Annotated in this window: 14 protein-coding genes; 7 read left to right on the forward strand and 7 right to left on the reverse strand. The window is 68.8% G+C overall.

Annotated features, from left to right (window positions below; all coding sequences use genetic code 11):
* Window positions 1-382: 382 nt before the first annotated feature.
* A complete protein-coding gene (locus VGP60_RS17825; protein WP_327549138.1) occupies window positions 383-1021 on the reverse strand; it encodes a LysE family translocator in 639 nt (212 codons plus the stop codon).
* A 72-nt stretch (window positions 1022-1093) separates the two neighbouring features.
* Between VGP60_RS17825 and VGP60_RS17830 the strand changes: the two genes are divergently transcribed.
* The 6 genes from VGP60_RS17830 to VGP60_RS17855 all read left to right on the forward strand — a co-directional run bounded on the left by VGP60_RS17830 (window position 1094) and on the right by VGP60_RS17855 (window position 6148).
* The gene (locus VGP60_RS17830) at window positions 1094-2272 is read left to right on the forward strand and encodes a winged helix DNA-binding domain-containing protein (RefSeq protein ID WP_327549139.1); all 1179 of its coding nucleotides are present in this window, start codon (window positions 1094-1096) and stop codon (window positions 2270-2272) included.
* 152 nt (window positions 2273-2424) lie between these two features.
* On the forward strand, window positions 2425-3429 hold the full coding sequence (gene gap / locus VGP60_RS17835) for a type I glyceraldehyde-3-phosphate dehydrogenase (protein ID WP_327549140.1): 1005 nt from the start codon (window positions 2425-2427) through the stop codon (window positions 3427-3429).
* Window positions 3430-3439: 10 nt separating this feature from the next.
* Window positions 3440-4678, forward strand: a complete 1239-nt coding sequence (locus VGP60_RS17840; RefSeq protein WP_327549174.1) for a phosphoglycerate kinase — start codon at window positions 3440-3442, stop codon at window positions 4676-4678.
* Entirely contained in the window at window positions 4678-5463 is a 786-nt protein-coding gene (gene tpiA / locus VGP60_RS17845) for a triose-phosphate isomerase (RefSeq protein WP_327549141.1), read from the forward strand. Before VGP60_RS17840 ends, tpiA begins: the two co-directional genes overlap by 1 nt.
* Window positions 5464-5518: 55 nt before the next feature.
* Window positions 5519-5749 (forward strand): preprotein translocase subunit SecG, encoded by a 231-nt coding sequence (secG, locus tag VGP60_RS17850; RefSeq protein ID WP_327549142.1) that lies wholly within the window; start codon window positions 5519-5521, stop codon window positions 5747-5749.
* 57 nt (window positions 5750-5806) lie between these two features.
* Window positions 5807-6148, forward strand: a complete 342-nt coding sequence (locus tag VGP60_RS17855; RefSeq protein WP_327549143.1) for an RNA polymerase-binding protein RbpA — start codon at window positions 5807-5809, stop codon at window positions 6146-6148.
* Window positions 6149-6320: 172 nt separating this feature from the next.
* Here VGP60_RS17855 and VGP60_RS17860 read toward each other — a convergent pair whose 3' ends face one another.
* Both VGP60_RS17860 and VGP60_RS17865 read right to left on the reverse strand, forming a co-directional pair.
* Window positions 6321-7523, reverse strand: coding sequence for a sensor histidine kinase (locus VGP60_RS17860; protein WP_327549144.1), 1203 nt, complete (start codon window positions 7521-7523; stop codon window positions 6321-6323).
* Between the two features lie 195 nt (window positions 7524-7718).
* The gene (locus tag VGP60_RS17865; protein WP_327549145.1) at window positions 7719-10376 is read right to left on the reverse strand and encodes a helix-turn-helix transcriptional regulator; all 2658 of its coding nucleotides are present in this window, start codon (window positions 10374-10376) and stop codon (window positions 7719-7721) included.
* Window positions 10377-10547: 171 nt separating this feature from the next.
* Here VGP60_RS17865 and VGP60_RS17870 point away from each other — a divergent pair, with 171 nt between their 5' ends.
* Window positions 10548-11555, forward strand: coding sequence for an RNA polymerase sigma factor (locus VGP60_RS17870; RefSeq protein ID WP_327549146.1), 1008 nt, complete (start codon window positions 10548-10550; stop codon window positions 11553-11555).
* 57 nt (window positions 11556-11612) lie between these two features.
* Here VGP60_RS17870 and pgl read toward each other — a convergent pair whose 3' ends face one another.
* Genes pgl through VGP60_RS17890 form a run of 4 tightly spaced genes read right to left on the reverse strand, consistent with a single transcriptional unit; the run spans window position 11613 to window position 16520 of the window.
* The gene (gene pgl / locus VGP60_RS17875; protein WP_327549147.1) at window positions 11613-12392 is read right to left on the reverse strand and encodes a 6-phosphogluconolactonase; all 780 of its coding nucleotides are present in this window, start codon (window positions 12390-12392) and stop codon (window positions 11613-11615) included.
* On the reverse strand, window positions 12389-13381 hold the full coding sequence (gene opcA / locus VGP60_RS17880) for a glucose-6-phosphate dehydrogenase assembly protein OpcA (protein ID WP_327549148.1): 993 nt from the start codon (window positions 13379-13381) through the stop codon (window positions 12389-12391). Before opcA ends, pgl begins: the two co-directional genes overlap by 4 nt.
* Entirely contained in the window at window positions 13378-14907 is a 1530-nt protein-coding gene (gene zwf / locus VGP60_RS17885) for a glucose-6-phosphate dehydrogenase (RefSeq protein ID WP_327549149.1), read from the reverse strand. The genes opcA and zwf overlap by 4 nt, the downstream gene beginning before the upstream one ends.
* On the reverse strand, window positions 14904-16520 hold the full coding sequence (locus tag VGP60_RS17890; protein ID WP_327549150.1) for a glucose-6-phosphate isomerase: 1617 nt from the start codon (window positions 16518-16520) through the stop codon (window positions 14904-14906). Before VGP60_RS17890 ends, zwf begins: the two co-directional genes overlap by 4 nt.
* Between the last annotated feature and the right edge of the window lie 5 nt (window positions 16521-16525).

Raw genomic sequence — 16525 nt, forward strand, 5'->3', positions numbered from 1 at the left:
CGCGTCGTCCGGCGAAGCATCGCCAGCGACGCGGATTTTCCCCCCAAATAAGGCAAAGAAAACCCACTACGAAGTACTACAGGAAATCTCCTCACGACCCAACCCACCCCGACGCCCCCGGAGCTACCCCAGAGCCGTCAATCGCCGCCAAGTCGGCCACAAACTCACCAAAAAAAGCCACCACACCCAAACCCGACACCCCAACTCACCCCAGATCCACCTCAGCCGAGCCCCCAGTTAACTTACCGGCATTGCTGTCGACAGATGGCGATCTCTTAGCTACTAAGAGGTCACGTGATGTCGACATCTCGTGACTGGATCGGGTGCTATGAACGGACCCTTCCTGCCGAAAATCGAGATGAAAGGTCCGTTCATCCCACTTTCAGTCCTTCCCCCCGCTAACGACCAGTGTCGTGCCCAGTCCGATCATCACCAGCCCGCCGGACCCGCCCACCATCTCCAGCCGCCGCGGCGACCGCGCGAACCAATCCCGCGCCCCGCCCGCGACCAGTGCCCACACGGAATCCGAGAGCAGCGCGAGCACCGGCAGCGCGATCCCCAGGATCAGGATCTGCCCGGGCACGGCCCCGAGCGCGGGGTCGACGAACTGCGGCAGGATCGCCGCCAGGAACACGATCGACTTCGGGTTCGCCAGGCCGACGATGAACCCGTCGCGAAGCACCTTCAGCGTCCGGCCGGGGGCCGCGCGCACCGTGGCGTCGAAGGTGAGGGAACGCCGGTGCCGTAGCGCCTGAACGCCGAGATAAATGAGATACGCGGCGCCGACGAGTTTGACGATGGTGAACACGGTCGCGGACTCGGCCACGATCGCGCCCAGACCGAAAGCCACGGCGACCACTTGCAGGTAGACACCCGCAGCGTTACCGCAGACCGTCAAAAGCGCGTCTCGGCGCCCGACGGTGAGGGCCCGGCTGATGGTGAAGAGCACACTGGGGCCGGGCACCACGACCATCAGGAACGTGAGCGCGGCGAACGCCGTGAAGTGACCGAGGGAGACCATCGTCCGAGGGTAAAGCCCTTGGCGCACAAAGCGCGCGGGGTTTTTGTCGGGCCCGGGTGGTAGGACGGTCCGGTGCGAAAGATCAGCTTGGCCGAGCGGCGCGCGCGCCTCGGTGTCCGTCACTGCCTGGCGGTCAAGGCCGCGACACCCCAGGAGGCCGCGGACGGGGTCGTGGCCCTGCATGCGACGGATCCGGCGACGGTCCATCTCTCGGTGTACGCCAGGACGGGTCTCGCCGGAGTGTCCGACGTCGAGCGAGCGTTGTACGACGAGCGCGCGTTGCTGCGGATGCTCGGGATGCGGCGCACGATGTTCGTCGTCGACACCGAGTTCGCGCCGGTGATCCAGGCGGCGTGTTCGGCGGACATCGCGGCGAAGCAGCGGCGGCTGCTCGCCGGGCATCTCGGGAAGCAGGGGTATCCCGAGAACGTGCCGGAGCCGGAGGCCTGGCTGGCGGAGGTGGAGGAGTCGACCGCGAAGGCGCTCGCCTCCCGGGGATCGGCCACCGCCCAAGAGCTCTCCGCTGACGAGCCGCGGCTCAAGCAGCAGCTGATCATGGCCAAGGGCAAGCCGTACGAAGCGATCGGGAACGTCACGAGCCGGGTCCTGTTCCAGCTCGCGGTGGACGGCCGGATCGTGCGTGGGCGGCCGCGCGGCTCGTGGCTCAGCACGCAGTACCACTGGTCGACGGTCGAGAACTGGCTTCCGGGCGGTATGACGGAGTGGACGGCCGAAGCGGCGCGCGTGGAACTGGCGCGGCGGTGGCTGTACGCCTACGGGCCGGCGCCGGTCGCCGACCTGCGCTGGTGGACGGGCTGGACGGGCGGCCAGACGAAGAAGGCGCTCGCCGCGATCGGGCCGGTGGAGGTCGATCTCGACGGCGTCATCGGGATCGTCCTGCCCGACGACCTCGACCCCGTTCCGTCACCGGAGCCGTGGGTGGCGCTCCTGCCCGCCCTGGACCCGACGTCGATGGGCTGGTCGGAGCGGGACTGGTTCTTGGGCGAGCACCGGGCGCCGCTGTTCGACGGCACGGGCAATATCGGGCCCACGGTCTGGAGCGACGGGCGGATCGTCGGCGGGTGGGCGCAGCGCCCGGACGGCGAAGTGGTGTTCCGGTTGCTGGAGGACGTCGGCGCCGGAGCAAAAGCGGCCATCGAGGCCGAAACGGGACGTCTTGCGCAGTGGTTCGGTGCCGTGAGAGTGACACCTCGCTTCCGGACGCCACTCGAGAAAGAACAGTCTTCTTGATCGATCTTGACCCGGCCATGGTCGTGGTGCAAGTCTCAACGGGGTGGTCAAGTACCCCCAGGCCAGCACGCTAGTGTTGCGCCCGAGTCCGCAAAGTCTTTCCGGGCGAGCCCCGGACAAGTCGTAGTCGATTTTTCAGAGGAGTGGCAGTAGTGACGGTTCGCGTAGGTATCAACGGCTTCGGTCGGATCGGCCGCAACTTCTTCCGCGCCGTGCAGGCCAGCGGGCACGACATCGAAGTAGTCGCCTTCAACGACCTCGGCGACCTTGCCACGATGGCCCACCTGCTCAAGTACGACTCCATCCTCGGCCGTTACCCCGGAGAGGTCACTGTCAGCGACGAGGGTCTCGTCGTCGGCGGCAAGACCATCAAGGCACTGGCCGAGCGCGACCCGGCGAACCTGCCGTGGGGCGAGCTGGGTGTCGACATCGTCATCGAGTCGACCGGTTTCTTCACCAACGCCGACGCCGCCAAGGCGCATATCGCCGGTGGCGCCAAGAAGGTCATCATCTCCGCGCCCGCCAAGGGCGAAGACCTCACGGTCGTGCTGGGCGTCAACGACGACAAGTACGACGGCTCGCAGGTCATCATCTCCAACGCGTCGTGCACCACCAACTGCCTCGGCCCGCTGGCCAAGGTGCTGAACGACAGCTTCGGCATCGAGCACGGCCTGATGACCACGATCCACGCGTACACCCAGGACCAGAACCTCCAGGACGGCCCGCACAAGGACCTCCGCCGGGCCCGCGCCGCCGCGCTGAACATCGTGCCGGCCTCGACCGGTGCCGCGAAGGCCATCGGCCTCGTGCTCCCGGAGCTGCTCGGCAAGCTCGACGGTTTCGCGCTGCGGGTGCCGATCCCGACCGGCTCGGCCACCGACCTCACCGTGACGCTGAAGAAGTCCGCCACCCTCGAGGAGATCAACGCCGCGTACCAGGCCGCCGCCGACGGTCCGCTCGCGGGCATCCTGCGCTACAGCACCGACCCGATCGTGTCCTCGGACATCGTCACCGACCCGGCGTCCTGCATCTACGACGCGCCGCTGACCAAGGTCATCGGCAACCAGGTCAAGGTCGTCGGCTGGTACGACAACGAGTGGGGCTACTCCAACCGCCTCGCGGACCTCGTGAAGCTCGTCGGCTCGAAGCTTTCCTGAATCAATGGCTCTGAAGACTCTCGAGGACCTGTTCAGCGCGGGCGTTTCCGGTCGGCGCGTGTTCGTGCGCTCCGACCTGAACGTCCCGCTGGACGGCTCCAAGATCACCGACGACGGCCGCGTCCGCGCCGCCGTCCCCACGATCAAGCGACTGGTGGAAGCCGGCGCGAAGGTGGTCGTGGCCGCCCATCTCGGCCGTCCCAAGGGCGAGCCGGACCCGAAGTTCTCGCTGGCGCCCGTCGCCGGGAGGCTCGGCGAGCTGCTCGTCACCGGCGTCACCCTCGCCGGTGACGTCGTGGGCGAGTCGGCCAAGGCCGCTGTCGCCGCGCAGGCGAGGGGTTCGGTGGTGCTGCTGGAGAACGTGCGTTTCGACGCGCGCGAGACGAGCAAGGTCGAAGCGGAGCGGGCCGAACTGGCCGCCGAGCTCGCCGCGCTGGTCGGCGCCGAAGGTGCCTTCGTCTCCGACGGTTTCGGTGTCGTGCACCGCAAGCAGGCTTCGGTCTACGACATCGCACGTGCGCTCCCGGCGTATGCCGGCGGCCTGGTGCTGGCCGAGGTCGAGGTGCTGCGCAAGCTCGCCGGCGAAGACACAGCGCGTTCCAACCGGCCTTATGTCGTCGTGCTCGGCGGTGCCAAGGTCTCGGACAAGCTGGGCGTGATCGCCAACCTGCTGACGAAGGTCGACAAGCTGCTCATCGGCGGCGGCATGGCGTACACCTTCCTCAAGGCCCAGGGCCACGAGGTCGGCAACTCGCTGCTGCAGGCCGACCAGCTCGACCAGGTCAGCGGTTTCCTCGTCGAGGCCGAGAAGCGCGGTGTGGAGCTGGTGCTCCCGGTCGACGTCCTCGCCGCCACGGGCTTCGCGCCCGACGCGGAGTTCGAGGTCGTGGACGCCACGGCGATCCCGGCCGACCGTGAAGGCCTCGACATCGGCCCGAAGACGAGGGAGCTCTTCGCGAGCAAGCTCGCCGACGCGGCGACGGTGTTCTGGAACGGCCCGATGGGTGTGTTCGAGTTCGAGGCGTTCGCCGGTGGCACCAAGGCGGTCGCGCAGGCGATCGCCGACGGCGACGCGTTCAGTGTCGTCGGTGGTGGCGATTCCGCCGCCGCGGTCCGCCAGCTCGGTCTGCCCGAAGACGGTTTCTCCCACATTTCCACCGGTGGCGGCGCGTCGCTGGAGTACCTCGAAGGCAAGGAACTGCCCGGGGTCGCCATTCTTGAAGACAGCACCGTTGAGGAGCAGAAGTAGTGGCGCGCAAGGTTCTCATCGCCGGCAACTGGAAGATGAACCTCAACCACCTCGAGGCCATCGCACTGGTGCAGAAGATCGCGTTCGCGCTGCCGGAGAAGTACTACGCCAAGGTCGACGTCGCGGTGCTGCCGCCGTTCACCGCCATCCGCAGCGTGCAGACGCTGACCGACGGTGACAAGCTGCTGCTGACCTACGGCGCGCAGGACATCGCCCCGAACGATTCCGGTGCCTACACCGGGGACGTCTCGGGCCCGATGCTCGCCAAGCTGGGCTGCAAGTACGTGACCGTCGGGCATTCGGAGCGGCGCGAGTACCACCTGGAGAGCGACGAGCTCGTCAACAAGAAGGTGAAGGCGGCGCTCAAGCACGGCATCACGCCGATCCTCTGCGTCGGCGAGAAGCTCGAGGTGCGGGAAGCCGGTGCGCATATCGAGCACACCACCGACCAGCTGGTCGCGGGCCTCAAGGGGCTCAAGGCCGAGCAGGTGCGCACGGTCGTGGTCGCCTATGAACCCGTTTGGGCGATCGGCACCGGTCGAGTAGCCACCCCGGCCGACGCCGAAGAGGTCTGCGCGGCACTGCGCGCGGTGCTGGCCGAGAAGTACGGCGCCGAAGTGGCGGCCGACGTCCGGGTCCTTTACGGCGGCTCGGCCAAGGCCAACAATGTGAGTGAACTCGTCGCTTGCGACAACGTCGACGGTGCTTTGGTCGGCGGTGCCAGCTTGGACGGTGACGAGTTCACGAAACTCTGCGCGCTCGCCGCTGGCGGGCCGCTGCCCTGATCGAGGCCACTACCGGGTAATCTGTGTATTCGGTCCGTCACACAGCGAGGATAAGATGAAGCTGTTCCTGCAAATCCTGTTGATCGCCACCAGCGTCTTCCTGGTGATCGCCGTCCTGCTGCATCGCGGCCGTGGCGGCGGCCTCTCGTCGCTGTTCGGTGGCGGTATGGCGTCCAGCTTGTCCGGATCGAGTGTTGCTGAGAAGAACCTCGACAGGATCACGCTGCTGCTGGGTGCCGTGTGGCTGATCAGCATCGTCGGCCTTGGGCTCCTGCTCAAGGTTTGAGTGTTTCGGCGTGCCTTTTGGGGGGGCGCGCCGCCGATTCCTTAGGTGTGAGGGTTCATGGTTGGCGGTAACGCTATTCGGGGCACCAGGGTAGGTGCCGGTCCGCTTGGCGAGTCGGAGCGCGGCGAGGCTGCTCCGAGGCGCCGGATCTCCTATTGGTGCGCGAACGGGCACGAGGCGCAGCCATCGTTCTCGATGGAGGCGGACATTCCCGAGCTGTGGGATTGTCCTCGCTGCGGGCTGCCCGGTGGACAGGACGAGAAGAATCCTCCTGCCGCGCCGCGCACCGAGCCTTACAAGACCCACCTGGCGTACGTGAAGGAGCGGCGCAGCGACGCCGACGGCGAGGCCATTCTCGCCGAGGCTCTGGATCGGCTGCGCTCGCGCAGGGAGATTTGAGCTTCTAACTCGCTTTGACGGAAAGGGGCACCCCCGGCCAACCGGCCAGGGGTGCCCCTTTCGTGCCATCCCCAGGGTGTCACGCTTCCGAACATGTCGACATATTCGGAAGCGTGACGGTCGGAAAGTGGGCGACATGTTCGGGGGAATATGTCGACACTTTCCCCAGGGGTCAGCGGTCCAGGGGGTAGCGGGCGCGGACGCGGAAGCCGCCGTCCTCGGTGTCGGTGGTTTCGAAGCTGCCGCCCAGCAGGCGGGCACGCTCGGCCAGCCCGGTGAGGCCGTGCCCGCCCGAGGGCAGTGTGGTCGCGGAGCGGCGGGCACGCTCGTTGCGCACCTCGACCTTCAGCGCGTCGTGCTCACCCCGGATACGGATGGTGGCGGTGGCGCCCGGTGCGTGTTTGTGCACGTTGGTCAGGCATTCCTGGACGGTCCGGTAGGCCGCGGCGGACACCTGGTTCGGCAGCGTGTCCGGGATCTGCTCGACGGTCAGGTGCACCGAGACGTCGGAGCTGCGGATCAGCCCGTCCAGCTCTTCGATGCCGTGGCGGGGACCGTCGTCCTCCGACCCCGAGCGCAGCACGCTGACCAGCGAGCGCAGTTCCTCGAGGGTCCGGTGGCTCAGTTGCCGGATCACCTGCGCGGTCTGGACGGCTTGGGTGTCCTGCGACTGCGACTGCAGCGCGCCGGCCTGCATGGCGATCAGCGTGATCTGGTGGGAGACGACGTCGTGCATTTCGCGGGCCAGCCGGGCACGCTCCTCGGCGCGGACGGCGTCGGCGTGGAAGCGGTGCTCACGGTCGCGGCTGGCGGCCAGTTCGGTGAGCCGCTTGGACAGTTCGGTGCGGGCGCCGATGAGCAGCCCGATCGCGACCGGCATGCCGGCGACCAGCACGCCGTAGATGCCGTCGAGGATGTGCTCACGCCAGCTCAGCTGGGCGAAGTCGTCCAGCGGCCATTGGACGAACCGGCAGATCCAGACCAGTCCGGCGCCGACCCAGGTCTGCCAGCTGAGTTGCTTGCGGGTGGCGAGGATGCCGAGCGCGATCATCGCGGCGAGCTGGGACCAGCCGGCGAGGAAGCCGGGGACGGTCGCCACCACCGCGACGAACGGGAGCCACCTGCTGAACGCCAGCGCCAGGCAGGCGGCGCCGGAAAGATAGATCGAGTAGGGCTGTGCCTTCTCGGGGATCACGAGCCAGACGTCGAGTATCGCCAGCACGATCGCGGTGAAGTGGAGCCCGGCCGACAACAGGGCGGGCCGTCTGGTCGCCGCGAAACCGCTGTTCGCGGTCGCACGCCGCGCTCGCTCGGCGGCCCCCGAGCCGGGGCCGCCGACCGAGATTCCTGGAATGGAGAGTCCCTCTGTGCTCATCGCTTGGACCTCACTCGTCTTGTGGACTTGTCCATGAGAGTCCAAAACCACCCGATCGGGACGCGTGTCGCCGAACAAATGTGCGGATGCTAACGAACAGGGGTGAGATGGCGGTTAGTTTCACCCAGAGTTGGCGGACCGGTGTCCGGTTTGCCCGTGCTGGTCCATTCGGGGGGTACCAATGACGATCGTGGTTCACCCGCGGTTGGGCGGGCCGTCGGCACCGGTCAACGCGTCGGCGAGATGCTGCCGGCCCGGGATGCCGAGTTTGCGATAAGCCTGGGTCAGGTGGAGCTCGACGGTCCGCTGGGTGAGGTCGAGCTCGTCGGCGATCTTCCGGTTGGTCAGCCCGGCCGCGGCCCGGCGCGCCACTTCCCGCTCCTGTGTGGTCAGCACCGCCGGATCGGCCGGGCCGGCTGGACCGGACTTGGCGGCGGGCCGCCCGCCCGCACCGCGTAGCTCCCGTGCCGCCCGGCCCATCAGCGGGACGGCGCCGCAGTGCTTGGCCAGCGCGTGCGCCCGCCGGAGGGTGGACCGGGCCTCCACCCGGCGCCCGGCGTCGCGCAGCGCGACACCCCAGTCGGTCAGCGACGTGGCCAGCTCCACCGGGACGGGCGATTCCCGCAGCGCCGACACCGAGTCGGCGAGCAGCGAGTTGCCGGTGTACCCGCCGACCACCAGACCGGCTGCCCGCAACGCGACCCCGAGCGCGGTCGCGGTACCCCATTTCCCGGCGAGCTCCAGTTCCTCCTCGATCAGCGGGAACGCCTCGGACTTCCGGCCGAGGTTCAGGTAGGCCAACGCCGCGTACGAGCGCCACGGGTGGACGGCCGGGTTGTGCGCCCCGCGCTGTTCCATCCGCCGCCCGCATTCGAGATGGTCCAGCAACGCCTCCTCGTGGTGGCCCAGCGCGGTCCGCAACCGGCCTCGCTGGTGCAGGACGGCGTGGTAGTGCGAGAACTCGGGCAGGTCGCCGTCGAGGTGGCGCTCGCGCAGGAGTCCCACCGCCGGGCCGGTCTCCCCGCTGTCGACCCAGGCGCCGACCAGACCGGCGACCGTGGTCGCGAGATGGCCTTCCTCGACCGCGCTCAGCGCGTCGAGCTGCCGTAGTGCCGCCAATCCCAGCGATTCCGCGTCGCCCAGCGCGCCCAGCCGGGCGGAGACATGGCACTTCAGCCCTCGGACGAGGGCCGTGACCACCGCGGCGTTCCGCTCTTCGGCGTGTTCGAGCGCTTCGGCGCAGTAGCGCCCGGCCAATTCCAGTTCGTCGACGGCGACGAGCGCGCCCACGAGGTAGAACAGCGACCACCGGTCGACGAGGTCGGTCGCGGCGCCTTCGGTCAGCTGCCGCTGCGGGGCGAGCATGCGGACGGTCTGGACCCGCGTCAGCGCTTCGTCGGAGCGGGTGCCGACCATGGCCGCCTGGTACGCGAGGGCCGCGTTCAGGAACAGTTTGTTCCGTTCGGAGGTTTTCGGCCCTTCGAGCAGCCGCCCGACGCGCCGCTCGACCGCGGGGGAGTGGTAGGACTCTTCGAATTCCAGGCACAGCGCGAACAGGTCGAACCGCTGCGCGAGGTCGGGGTCGGTGTCCGCGACAATGGCGATCGCGCTGTCGAGGGTCGACGCCGTCTGCGCGTGGAGCTCCCTCCCCGCCAGCGCGTCCGTCATGGCCGTGGCCAACCGGCGGCGTACCGAGGCGTCGACCGCGGTCATGGCCGCGGCTTCGGCCAGGCAGCTCAGCGAGGCCGCCGGGTCGCTCTTGGAGTGCGCTTCGCCGAGTTCGACCAGCACTTCGGCGCGCAGCTGCTCGGACAGCGGTTCGCCGAGCAGGCGGTGCAGGAAGCCGATCGCCCTGACGGGAGCGTCTTCCCGCATGCTTTGCCGCGCGGCCCGCAGCAGGACGTCTTGGACCCAGTCCTGGTTGATCGCGGTCGTGCCCAGCAATTGCCCGGCTATTTCCCGGAGCGGTGCCTGCCGGTGGTGCAGGAATTCCGCGGCGCGGGTGTGCGCACGGATCCGTTCCAGCGGGGTGACGCTGTTCTCCAGCGCGGTGCGCAGCGCCGGGCAGGAGAAATCGATCAATTCACCCGGTATGCGAAACCCCAATTCTTCCAGCGTCCGCGCGGCGTTCGCCGCGGCCTGCCCGTCGATATCCGCCACCGCGGCGGCCAGCGGGAGACGCACGGTTCCGAGCACCGCGACCGCGCGGAGCAACGCGATCGCGTCCTGCCCGGCCTCTTTCGCCAAGGTCAGCACCGCGGTGTCCAGCTCGGGCGGCGTTTCCTTGAGGGCGAAGGGAATCTCGTCGTGGTCCCGCAGGACGCGGAGCAATTCTGTTAATAAATAAGGATTTCCGGCGGTGAGGTGGTGAAAGTCCGCCACGAGTTCCGGCGCCGGATCGGGGAACACCGTGCCGGTCAGCTCGGCGCAGCCGTCGTGGTCCAGACCGGTCAGCGTGATCCGCACGGCGCCGTCGACGAGTTCGTCGAGCAGGCTCGATTCCGGGGTTTTCCGGGTCCTGGTCAGCAGTAACACGACCGGTAACCCGGTGAGCCGCCGGCGCAGAAAAGCCAGTGAGCGCAGGGCGACCGGGTCGAACCGGTCGACGTCGTCGACCGCGACGAGTACGGGCCCTCGCCTGCCGAGTTGCTTGACGATCCGGAAAAGCCCGTGCTGGACTTCCGGCCGGTGGCCGTCCATCAGGATCGTGAACCCCGCCGCGCGGGCCTCCCGGACGTGGTGCCGCAGGAGAGTGGATTTCCCTATTCCCGTTTTTCCGTCGACACAAACCACCGCTGGACGGTTCTCCGCGGCGTCGTCCAAGACGTCGTGGAGCAAGGCCAATTCGTCCATTCGGCCGAAACAGGATTGAGCGGCGGGGTTTTCCTGTAGCGATCTCACACTGTTTCGTCGCTCGGGGTCGCCGAACCCCGCAAAAAGATCTAGTAGGACTTCATCGACTTTCGGTGTGTGCCCGACACTGGCACCATATAGAGCCGAGCGGAAATAATGAGAGGTGGGGAGATGACGGAAGGAATCGATTTCGTTCGCACCGCGGCGGTGCGGCATTGCCGATCGGCGGGAGCCACCGCCGAAGACGCCGAAGATTCGGCTCAGGACGCGCTCGTCTCCCTGCTCGAATCGCCCGAAGCGCCGGTACGAAGACCTGGGGCGTGGATCGTCACGGTGTCCCACCGGCGCTGGGTCGACCACCTTCGCCGCGACCGGCGGGAACACGCGGTGCTGCGGCACGAGCAAGCGATGAGTGGCGGGCCCGTCGATCCAGCCGAGGTCGTCGCGGACCGGGACCAGGCCAGATGGCTCGTCGCTTCGCTCAAGAAGCTGCCTGAGACGACACAGGAGATCTGCCTCGCCGTCGGCCGCGGTGCGAGCCGGGAAGAGGTGGCGCAGGCCTTCGGGATCAGCCCGCGCGCGGTGGAATCCCATCTGACCCGGGCGCGCAGGATGCTTCGCCGGCTCAGGACGATAGTCGTCATCCCGGTGGTGGCGGTGGTGGACCGGCTGGCCCGGCGCTGGCCGGGGGTGCCGGACATGGCGGCCGCGGTGGTCCCGGTCGTGGTCGGCGTCGCGGTGACGATGTACCCGCCACCCATGCATCTCCCGCCGCCGGAGCCGGTGGCCGCCGCGCGCGAGATCGTCAAGCCCGCCGAGCCGGTGGCGACGCCGTCCGGTGCCGTTCCCGCCGCGGGGACGCCGACGACCTCCGTCCTGCCGCCGCCCCCGCCCCCGTCGCCGACAGCCGTGCCGGCGGTTCCGGCGGCGAAATCCCCGTCGGCGACCGCGAAACCCCAGCCCTCGGGCGTTTCGGGGATTCCGAAGCTCACCACACCGCAGGTGCCGGACACACCGAAGCGCCCGGAACTGCCGGGACTCTCGAAGCTCCCCGAGCTACCGGTGACCGACCTGCCGACGCTGCCCGCGATCCCGCCCGTGCTGCCCCCGATCGCGCCGGGGGACATCATCGGCTCGGTGATCAACGGGCTCCCGATCAAACTGCCCGTAATAGGCTGAAGGGGACTTTCCCTTCCCCCAAGGAAAGCGAAAGTCCCCCTTCAGCTACGACACGACCTAGGACAGCGGCGGGCGGTACACCTTCGTCAGCTTCCCGGCCGCGGTGCGGTCCAGTAGCCAGAGAGTGCGACGCTGGCCGCGGGCCCCGGCGACGGGTAGCTGGACCTCACCGGCACCGGCCAGTGCGAGCGCCACGGCGTCCGCCTTGGCTTCACCGGCCGTCAGCAGCCAGACCTCGAGTGAACGCCGGATCGTCGGCAGGGTCATCGAGATCCGGGTGGGCGGCGGCTTGGGGCAGTTGCGCACCGCCACCACCGACCGCTCGGTCTCGTAGACCGCGGGCGACTCGGGGAACACCGACGCGGTGTGGCCCTCGCCGCCCAGGCCGAGCAGCGTGATGTCGAACGTCGGCACGTCACCGTGGTCCTCCGGCCGGGCGTTGCCGGCGAGCACCTTCGCGTACGCCACGGCGGCCGCGTCCGGGTCGTCGCCGAACTCGCCATCCGACGCCGCCATCGCGTGTACCCGCTTCGGGTCCACGGGCACCTTGTCCAGCAGTGCCTCGCGGGCCTGCTTTTCGTTGCGCTCGTCGCTGCCGGCGGGGACGAACCGCTCGTCACCCCAGTAGAGGTCCAGATGCGCCCAGTCGACGGCGTCGCGCGCCGGGGAGCGGTACAGCTCTTCGAGTACCGCCGTCCCGGTGCCGCCGCCGGTGAGCACCAGCGAGGCGTATCCCTTGGCGGCCTGCAGGTCGACCAGCCGCGTGACCAGCCTGGCCGCCGCGGCCGCCGCGAGCAGGCCGGGATTGGCGTAGACGACGACTTCGGTCTTACTCACGGCTTGGCCGCCTTCTTCGCGGCCTTGGCGGGAGTTTTGACCGCGGCCTTCGCGGTGGCCTTGGCCGTCGAGCCCGCCGCGAGCTTGGCCAGTCCGTGCAGCGAGGCCTCGTAGACCTCGTCCGGGTCGAGCCGGCGGAGCTCCTCGATGAGGCAGTCCTTGTTGGTACGCCGCTGAAGCGCGATCCGCCGCGTCGGCTGGCCGGGCTGGGTCAGCGTGCCGACCCGCCCGTCGGGCCGGTGCAGTTCGATCGGGCCGGACAGGCGGTCCAGCGTCACCGAGATGATGCCCTGCGCGGTGGAGCTCTTGCTCCGCTTCACCGGCACCTTGAGGTACTCGGCGAGCCAGCCCGCGAGCAGTTCCGTCGACGGCGAGTCGGCCTCGCCGGTGACGGTCGCGCCGGTCACCGCTTCGTACGGCGGCAGGTCCAGCGCCGACACCAGCTGCGCGCGCCAGTGCGTCAGGCGCGTCCAGGCGAGGTCGGTGTCACCCTCCACATAGGACTTGCTGCGGGTGGTGAGTGCCTTGACCGGGCTGCGTTCCGCGGCGGAGTCGGTGATCCGGCGCTGGGCCAGCTCACCGATCGGGTCCTCCGCCGGGGACTTCGGCCCGGTTCCCGGCCACCACGCGACGATCGGCGCGTCCGGGAGCAGCAGCGGCACGACCGCGCTCTGGCCTTGTGTGGCCAGTGCGCCGTAGAGCCGCATCACGATGACCTCGCTCGCGCCGGCGTCGCCGCCGACCCGGATCTGGCCGTCGATCCGCGGTGCCGCGGTGCGCGATCCCTTGGCCACCACGATCACCCGCGAAGGGTGCTCGCGGCTGGCTTCGTTGGCGGCCTCTATGGCGGCTTCGAGCTGTTCGTCGTCCTCGGTCGCGATGACGAGCGTGAGCACGCGGCCGAGCGCGACCGCGCCACCGCTGGCCCGCAGCTCGACGAGCTTCGCGTTGACGTGCGAGGTCGTGGTCGATGGCAGGTCGATGATCACGGTCGCCTCCAGTTCCGGCCGTCGCGGGCCAGCAGTTCGTCGGCCGACGGCGGGCCCCAGGTGCCGGGGGAGTACGGCTCCGGGGTGCCGTGGGCCGCCCAGCGGTCCAGGATCGGGTCCAGGATTTCCCACGACAGCTCGACTTCCTCGTTCACCGGGAACAGGGAAGGCTCGCCGAGCAGGACGTCGAGGATCAGCCGTTCGTACGCCTCGGGGGACGATTCGGTGAAGGCGTGGCCGTAACCGAAGTCCATCGTGACGTCACGGACCTCCATGATGTTGCCGGGCACCTTCGAGCCGAAGCGCAGCGTGATGCCCTCGTCCGGCTGGACCCGGATCACCAGTGCGTTCTGGCCCAGCTCTTCGGTCGACGACGAGTCGAACGGAAGATGCGGGGCACGCTTGAACACCACGGCGATCTCGGTGACGCGGCGGCCGAGCCGCTTGCCGGTGCGCAGGTAGAACGGAACCCCGGCCCAGCGGCGGTTCTGGACCTCGAGGGTCACCGCCGCGTAGGTCTCCGTCTTGGATTCCTTGGCGAACCCGCCTTCCTGCAACAGGCCGGGCACCTTCCTGCCGCCCTGCCAGCCACCGCTGTACTGGCCGCGCGCGGTGGTCTCGTCGATCGGTTCCACCGGCTTCGTCGCGGCCAGTACCTTGATCTTCTCCGCGCGCAGCGCCCTCGGCGCGAAGGAACCGGGTTCCTCCATCGCGGTGAAGGCGAGCAGCTGGAGCAGGTGGTTCTGGATGACGTCGCGAGCGGCGCCGATGCCGTCGTAGTACCCCGCGCGGCCACCGAGACCGATGTCCTCGGCCATGGTGATCTGCACGTGGTCGACGTAGTTGGCGTTCCAGATCGGCTCGAACAACTGGTTCGCGAAGCGCAGCGCCAGGATGTTCTGGACGGTCTCCTTGCCGAGGTAGTGGTCGATGCGGAACACCGACTCCTCGGGGAAGACGTCGTTGACGATCGCGTTGAGTTCCTTGGCGCTCTTCAGGTCGTGCCCGAACGGCTTCTCGATGACCACGCGGCGCCAGGTCTCCTCGTCCGCGTCCGAAAGACCGGAGCGGGCGAGTTGCTTGACCACCACGGGGAACGCGCCGGGCGGGATCGACAGGTAGAACGCGGTGTTGCCACCGGTCCCACGTTCGGAGTCGAGGTCCTTGACCGTCTGCGCGAGCCTGTCGAAGGCGTCGTCGTCGTCGAAGGATCCCTGTACGAAACGGATTCCCTCGGCGAGCCGGTTCCACACCGATTCCTTGAACGGGGTGCGGGCGTGCTCCTTGACGGAGTCGTGCACCAGTTCGCCGAAGTCCTGGTGTTCCCAGTCCCGCCGGGCGAACCCGACGAGCGAGAAACCGGCGGGCAGCAGCCCACGGTTCGCCAGGTCGTAGATGGCCGGCATCAGCTTCTTGCGGGCGAGGTCCCCGGTGACCCCGAAGATCACCAGGCTCGACGGCCCGGCTATCCTCGGGAGCCGTTTGTCGCGAGGGTCCCGCAGTGGGTTCTTCCAGGCGCGTGTCACTCGCCAACCTCCTGCACCGCGCGTATGAGCTCGGCCAGGCCGGCGGCCCGGTCGGTGAAGTGCAGCCGCAGGACCGGACGGCCGTGCTCGGCGAGCACCTGGCCGTCGCCGAGTGCCTGTGCGTGTTGCAGGATTCCCAGGGTGTAAGGCCTTTCGGGCACTTCGAGGTCCTGCTCGACCACACCGGTCAGCTGCAGGAAGACGCCGTTCTGGTGCCCGCCCTTGTGGTACTGGCCCGTCGAGTGCAGGAACCGCGGCCCCCACCCGAAGGTGGTCTGCAGGCCGGTGCGCTTGGCGAACTCGGGCCGCAGCAACGCCGTCGAGGCGTCGTCGAGACGGTCGAGGTACGCCTGCACCGAAAGGTAACCGTGCTCGGGAGCCGAGGCGATGAACGCGCGGAGCACGTCCACCAGGCTGCCTTCGCCGGAAACTCCCTGCGAGGCAAAGATTTCCACCGAACCATCCACAGTGGATGGTTTCTCGCCACCCTTGAGGGCGTCGGGATTGTCCAAAAGGGACCGTGCGGCCTTCTTGGCGGCCTCGACGTCCGGCTGGTCGAACGGGTTGATGCCGAGCAGGCGGCCCGCGATCGCGGTGGCGAACTCCCACAGCAGCATCTGCGCGCCGAGCGGGCCGGTGACGGAGATCTTGGCCGGGCCCTCGGCCGGTCCGACGGCCACCGGGGTGGCGTCGGACTTGGCGTCGGCGAAGCCCGGGGCGTCCGGGCCTTCGACGGCGACCGGGAGAAGTCCGGTGCCCTGCTTGCCGGTGGACTCGGCGATGAGCTGTTCCGCCCAGTCACCGAAACCCTTGATGCCCGAACCGGTGTCGGCCAGCACGACCTTCTCGGCGCCGGTTTCGTGCGCCGCCGAGAGTGCCGCGGCGAGCTGGATCGCCGGGTTGCCGGCGCTGTCCGAACCGAGCGCACCGGCGACACCGGCGGCCTGGTCGAGCAGCCGCGCGACGTCCGCGCCGGCGAGACCGGACGGCACCAGGCCGAACGCGGTCAGCGCGGAGTAGCGGCCGCCGACGTTCGGGTCGGCGAGGAAGGTCTTGCGGTAGCCCAATTCCTCGGACAGCTTCGAGAACGGCGAGCCCGGGTCAGTGACGACGACGATCCGCCGGGCCGCGTCGATCCCGGCCTCGGTGAACGCCTTCGCGAAGATCCGGCGGTGGCTGTCTGTCTCGACGGTGCCGCCGGACTTCGACGAGACCACCAGCACGGTCCGCTGGAGGTCACCGGCGAGTGCGTCGGCGACCTGGCCCGGGTCGGTGGTGTCCAGCACCGTCAGCGCGACGCCTTCGGTGTTGGCGATGACCTCGGGGGCCAGCGACGAGCCGCCCATCCCGGCGAGGACCACGCGATCGACACCCTCGGCGCGCAGTTCTTCGCGCAGTGCCTCGATTTCGCCGATCAGCGGGCGGGAGGACTTGTGCAGCGACGTCCAGGACAGCCGGATGGCCGACTCGGACTCGGCGTCAGGCCCCCACAGCGTCGGGTCCTGGGCGGCGAGCTTCGAGGCGACCTGGTCCCCGACGAGCTTGTCGATCAGTGGTGCGGCCTTGTTTTCCAGCGCGGCGTCGACGATCTTGACGCCGATTTCTTCTGCCATAAGGT

Source organism: Amycolatopsis sp. (assembly GCF_036008905.1).
GTDB lineage: Bacteria > Actinomycetota > Actinomycetes > Mycobacteriales > Pseudonocardiaceae > Amycolatopsis.

Coding starts and splice junctions, on each gene's coding strand:
- VGP60_RS17890 (WP_327549150.1), bottom strand. CDS start 16,520: ATGGCAGAAGAAATCGGCGTCAAGATCGTCGACGCCGCGCTGGAAAAC.
- secG (WP_327549142.1), top strand. CDS start 5,519: ATGAAGCTGTTCCTGCAAATCCTGTTGATCGCCACCAGCGTCTTCCTG.
- VGP60_RS17855 (WP_327549143.1), top strand. CDS start 5,807: ATGGTTGGCGGTAACGCTATTCGGGGCACCAGGGTAGGTGCCGGTCCG.
- VGP60_RS17870 (WP_327549146.1), top strand. CDS start 10,548: ATGACGGAAGGAATCGATTTCGTTCGCACCGCGGCGGTGCGGCATTGC.
- VGP60_RS17860 (WP_327549144.1), bottom strand. CDS start 7,523: ATGAGCACAGAGGGACTCTCCATTCCAGGAATCTCGGTCGGCGGCCCC.
- VGP60_RS17865 (WP_327549145.1), bottom strand. CDS start 10,376: ATGGACGAATTGGCCTTGCTCCACGACGTCTTGGACGACGCCGCGGAG.
- VGP60_RS17825 (WP_327549138.1), bottom strand. CDS start 1,021: ATGGTCTCCCTCGGTCACTTCACGGCGTTCGCCGCGCTCACGTTCCTG.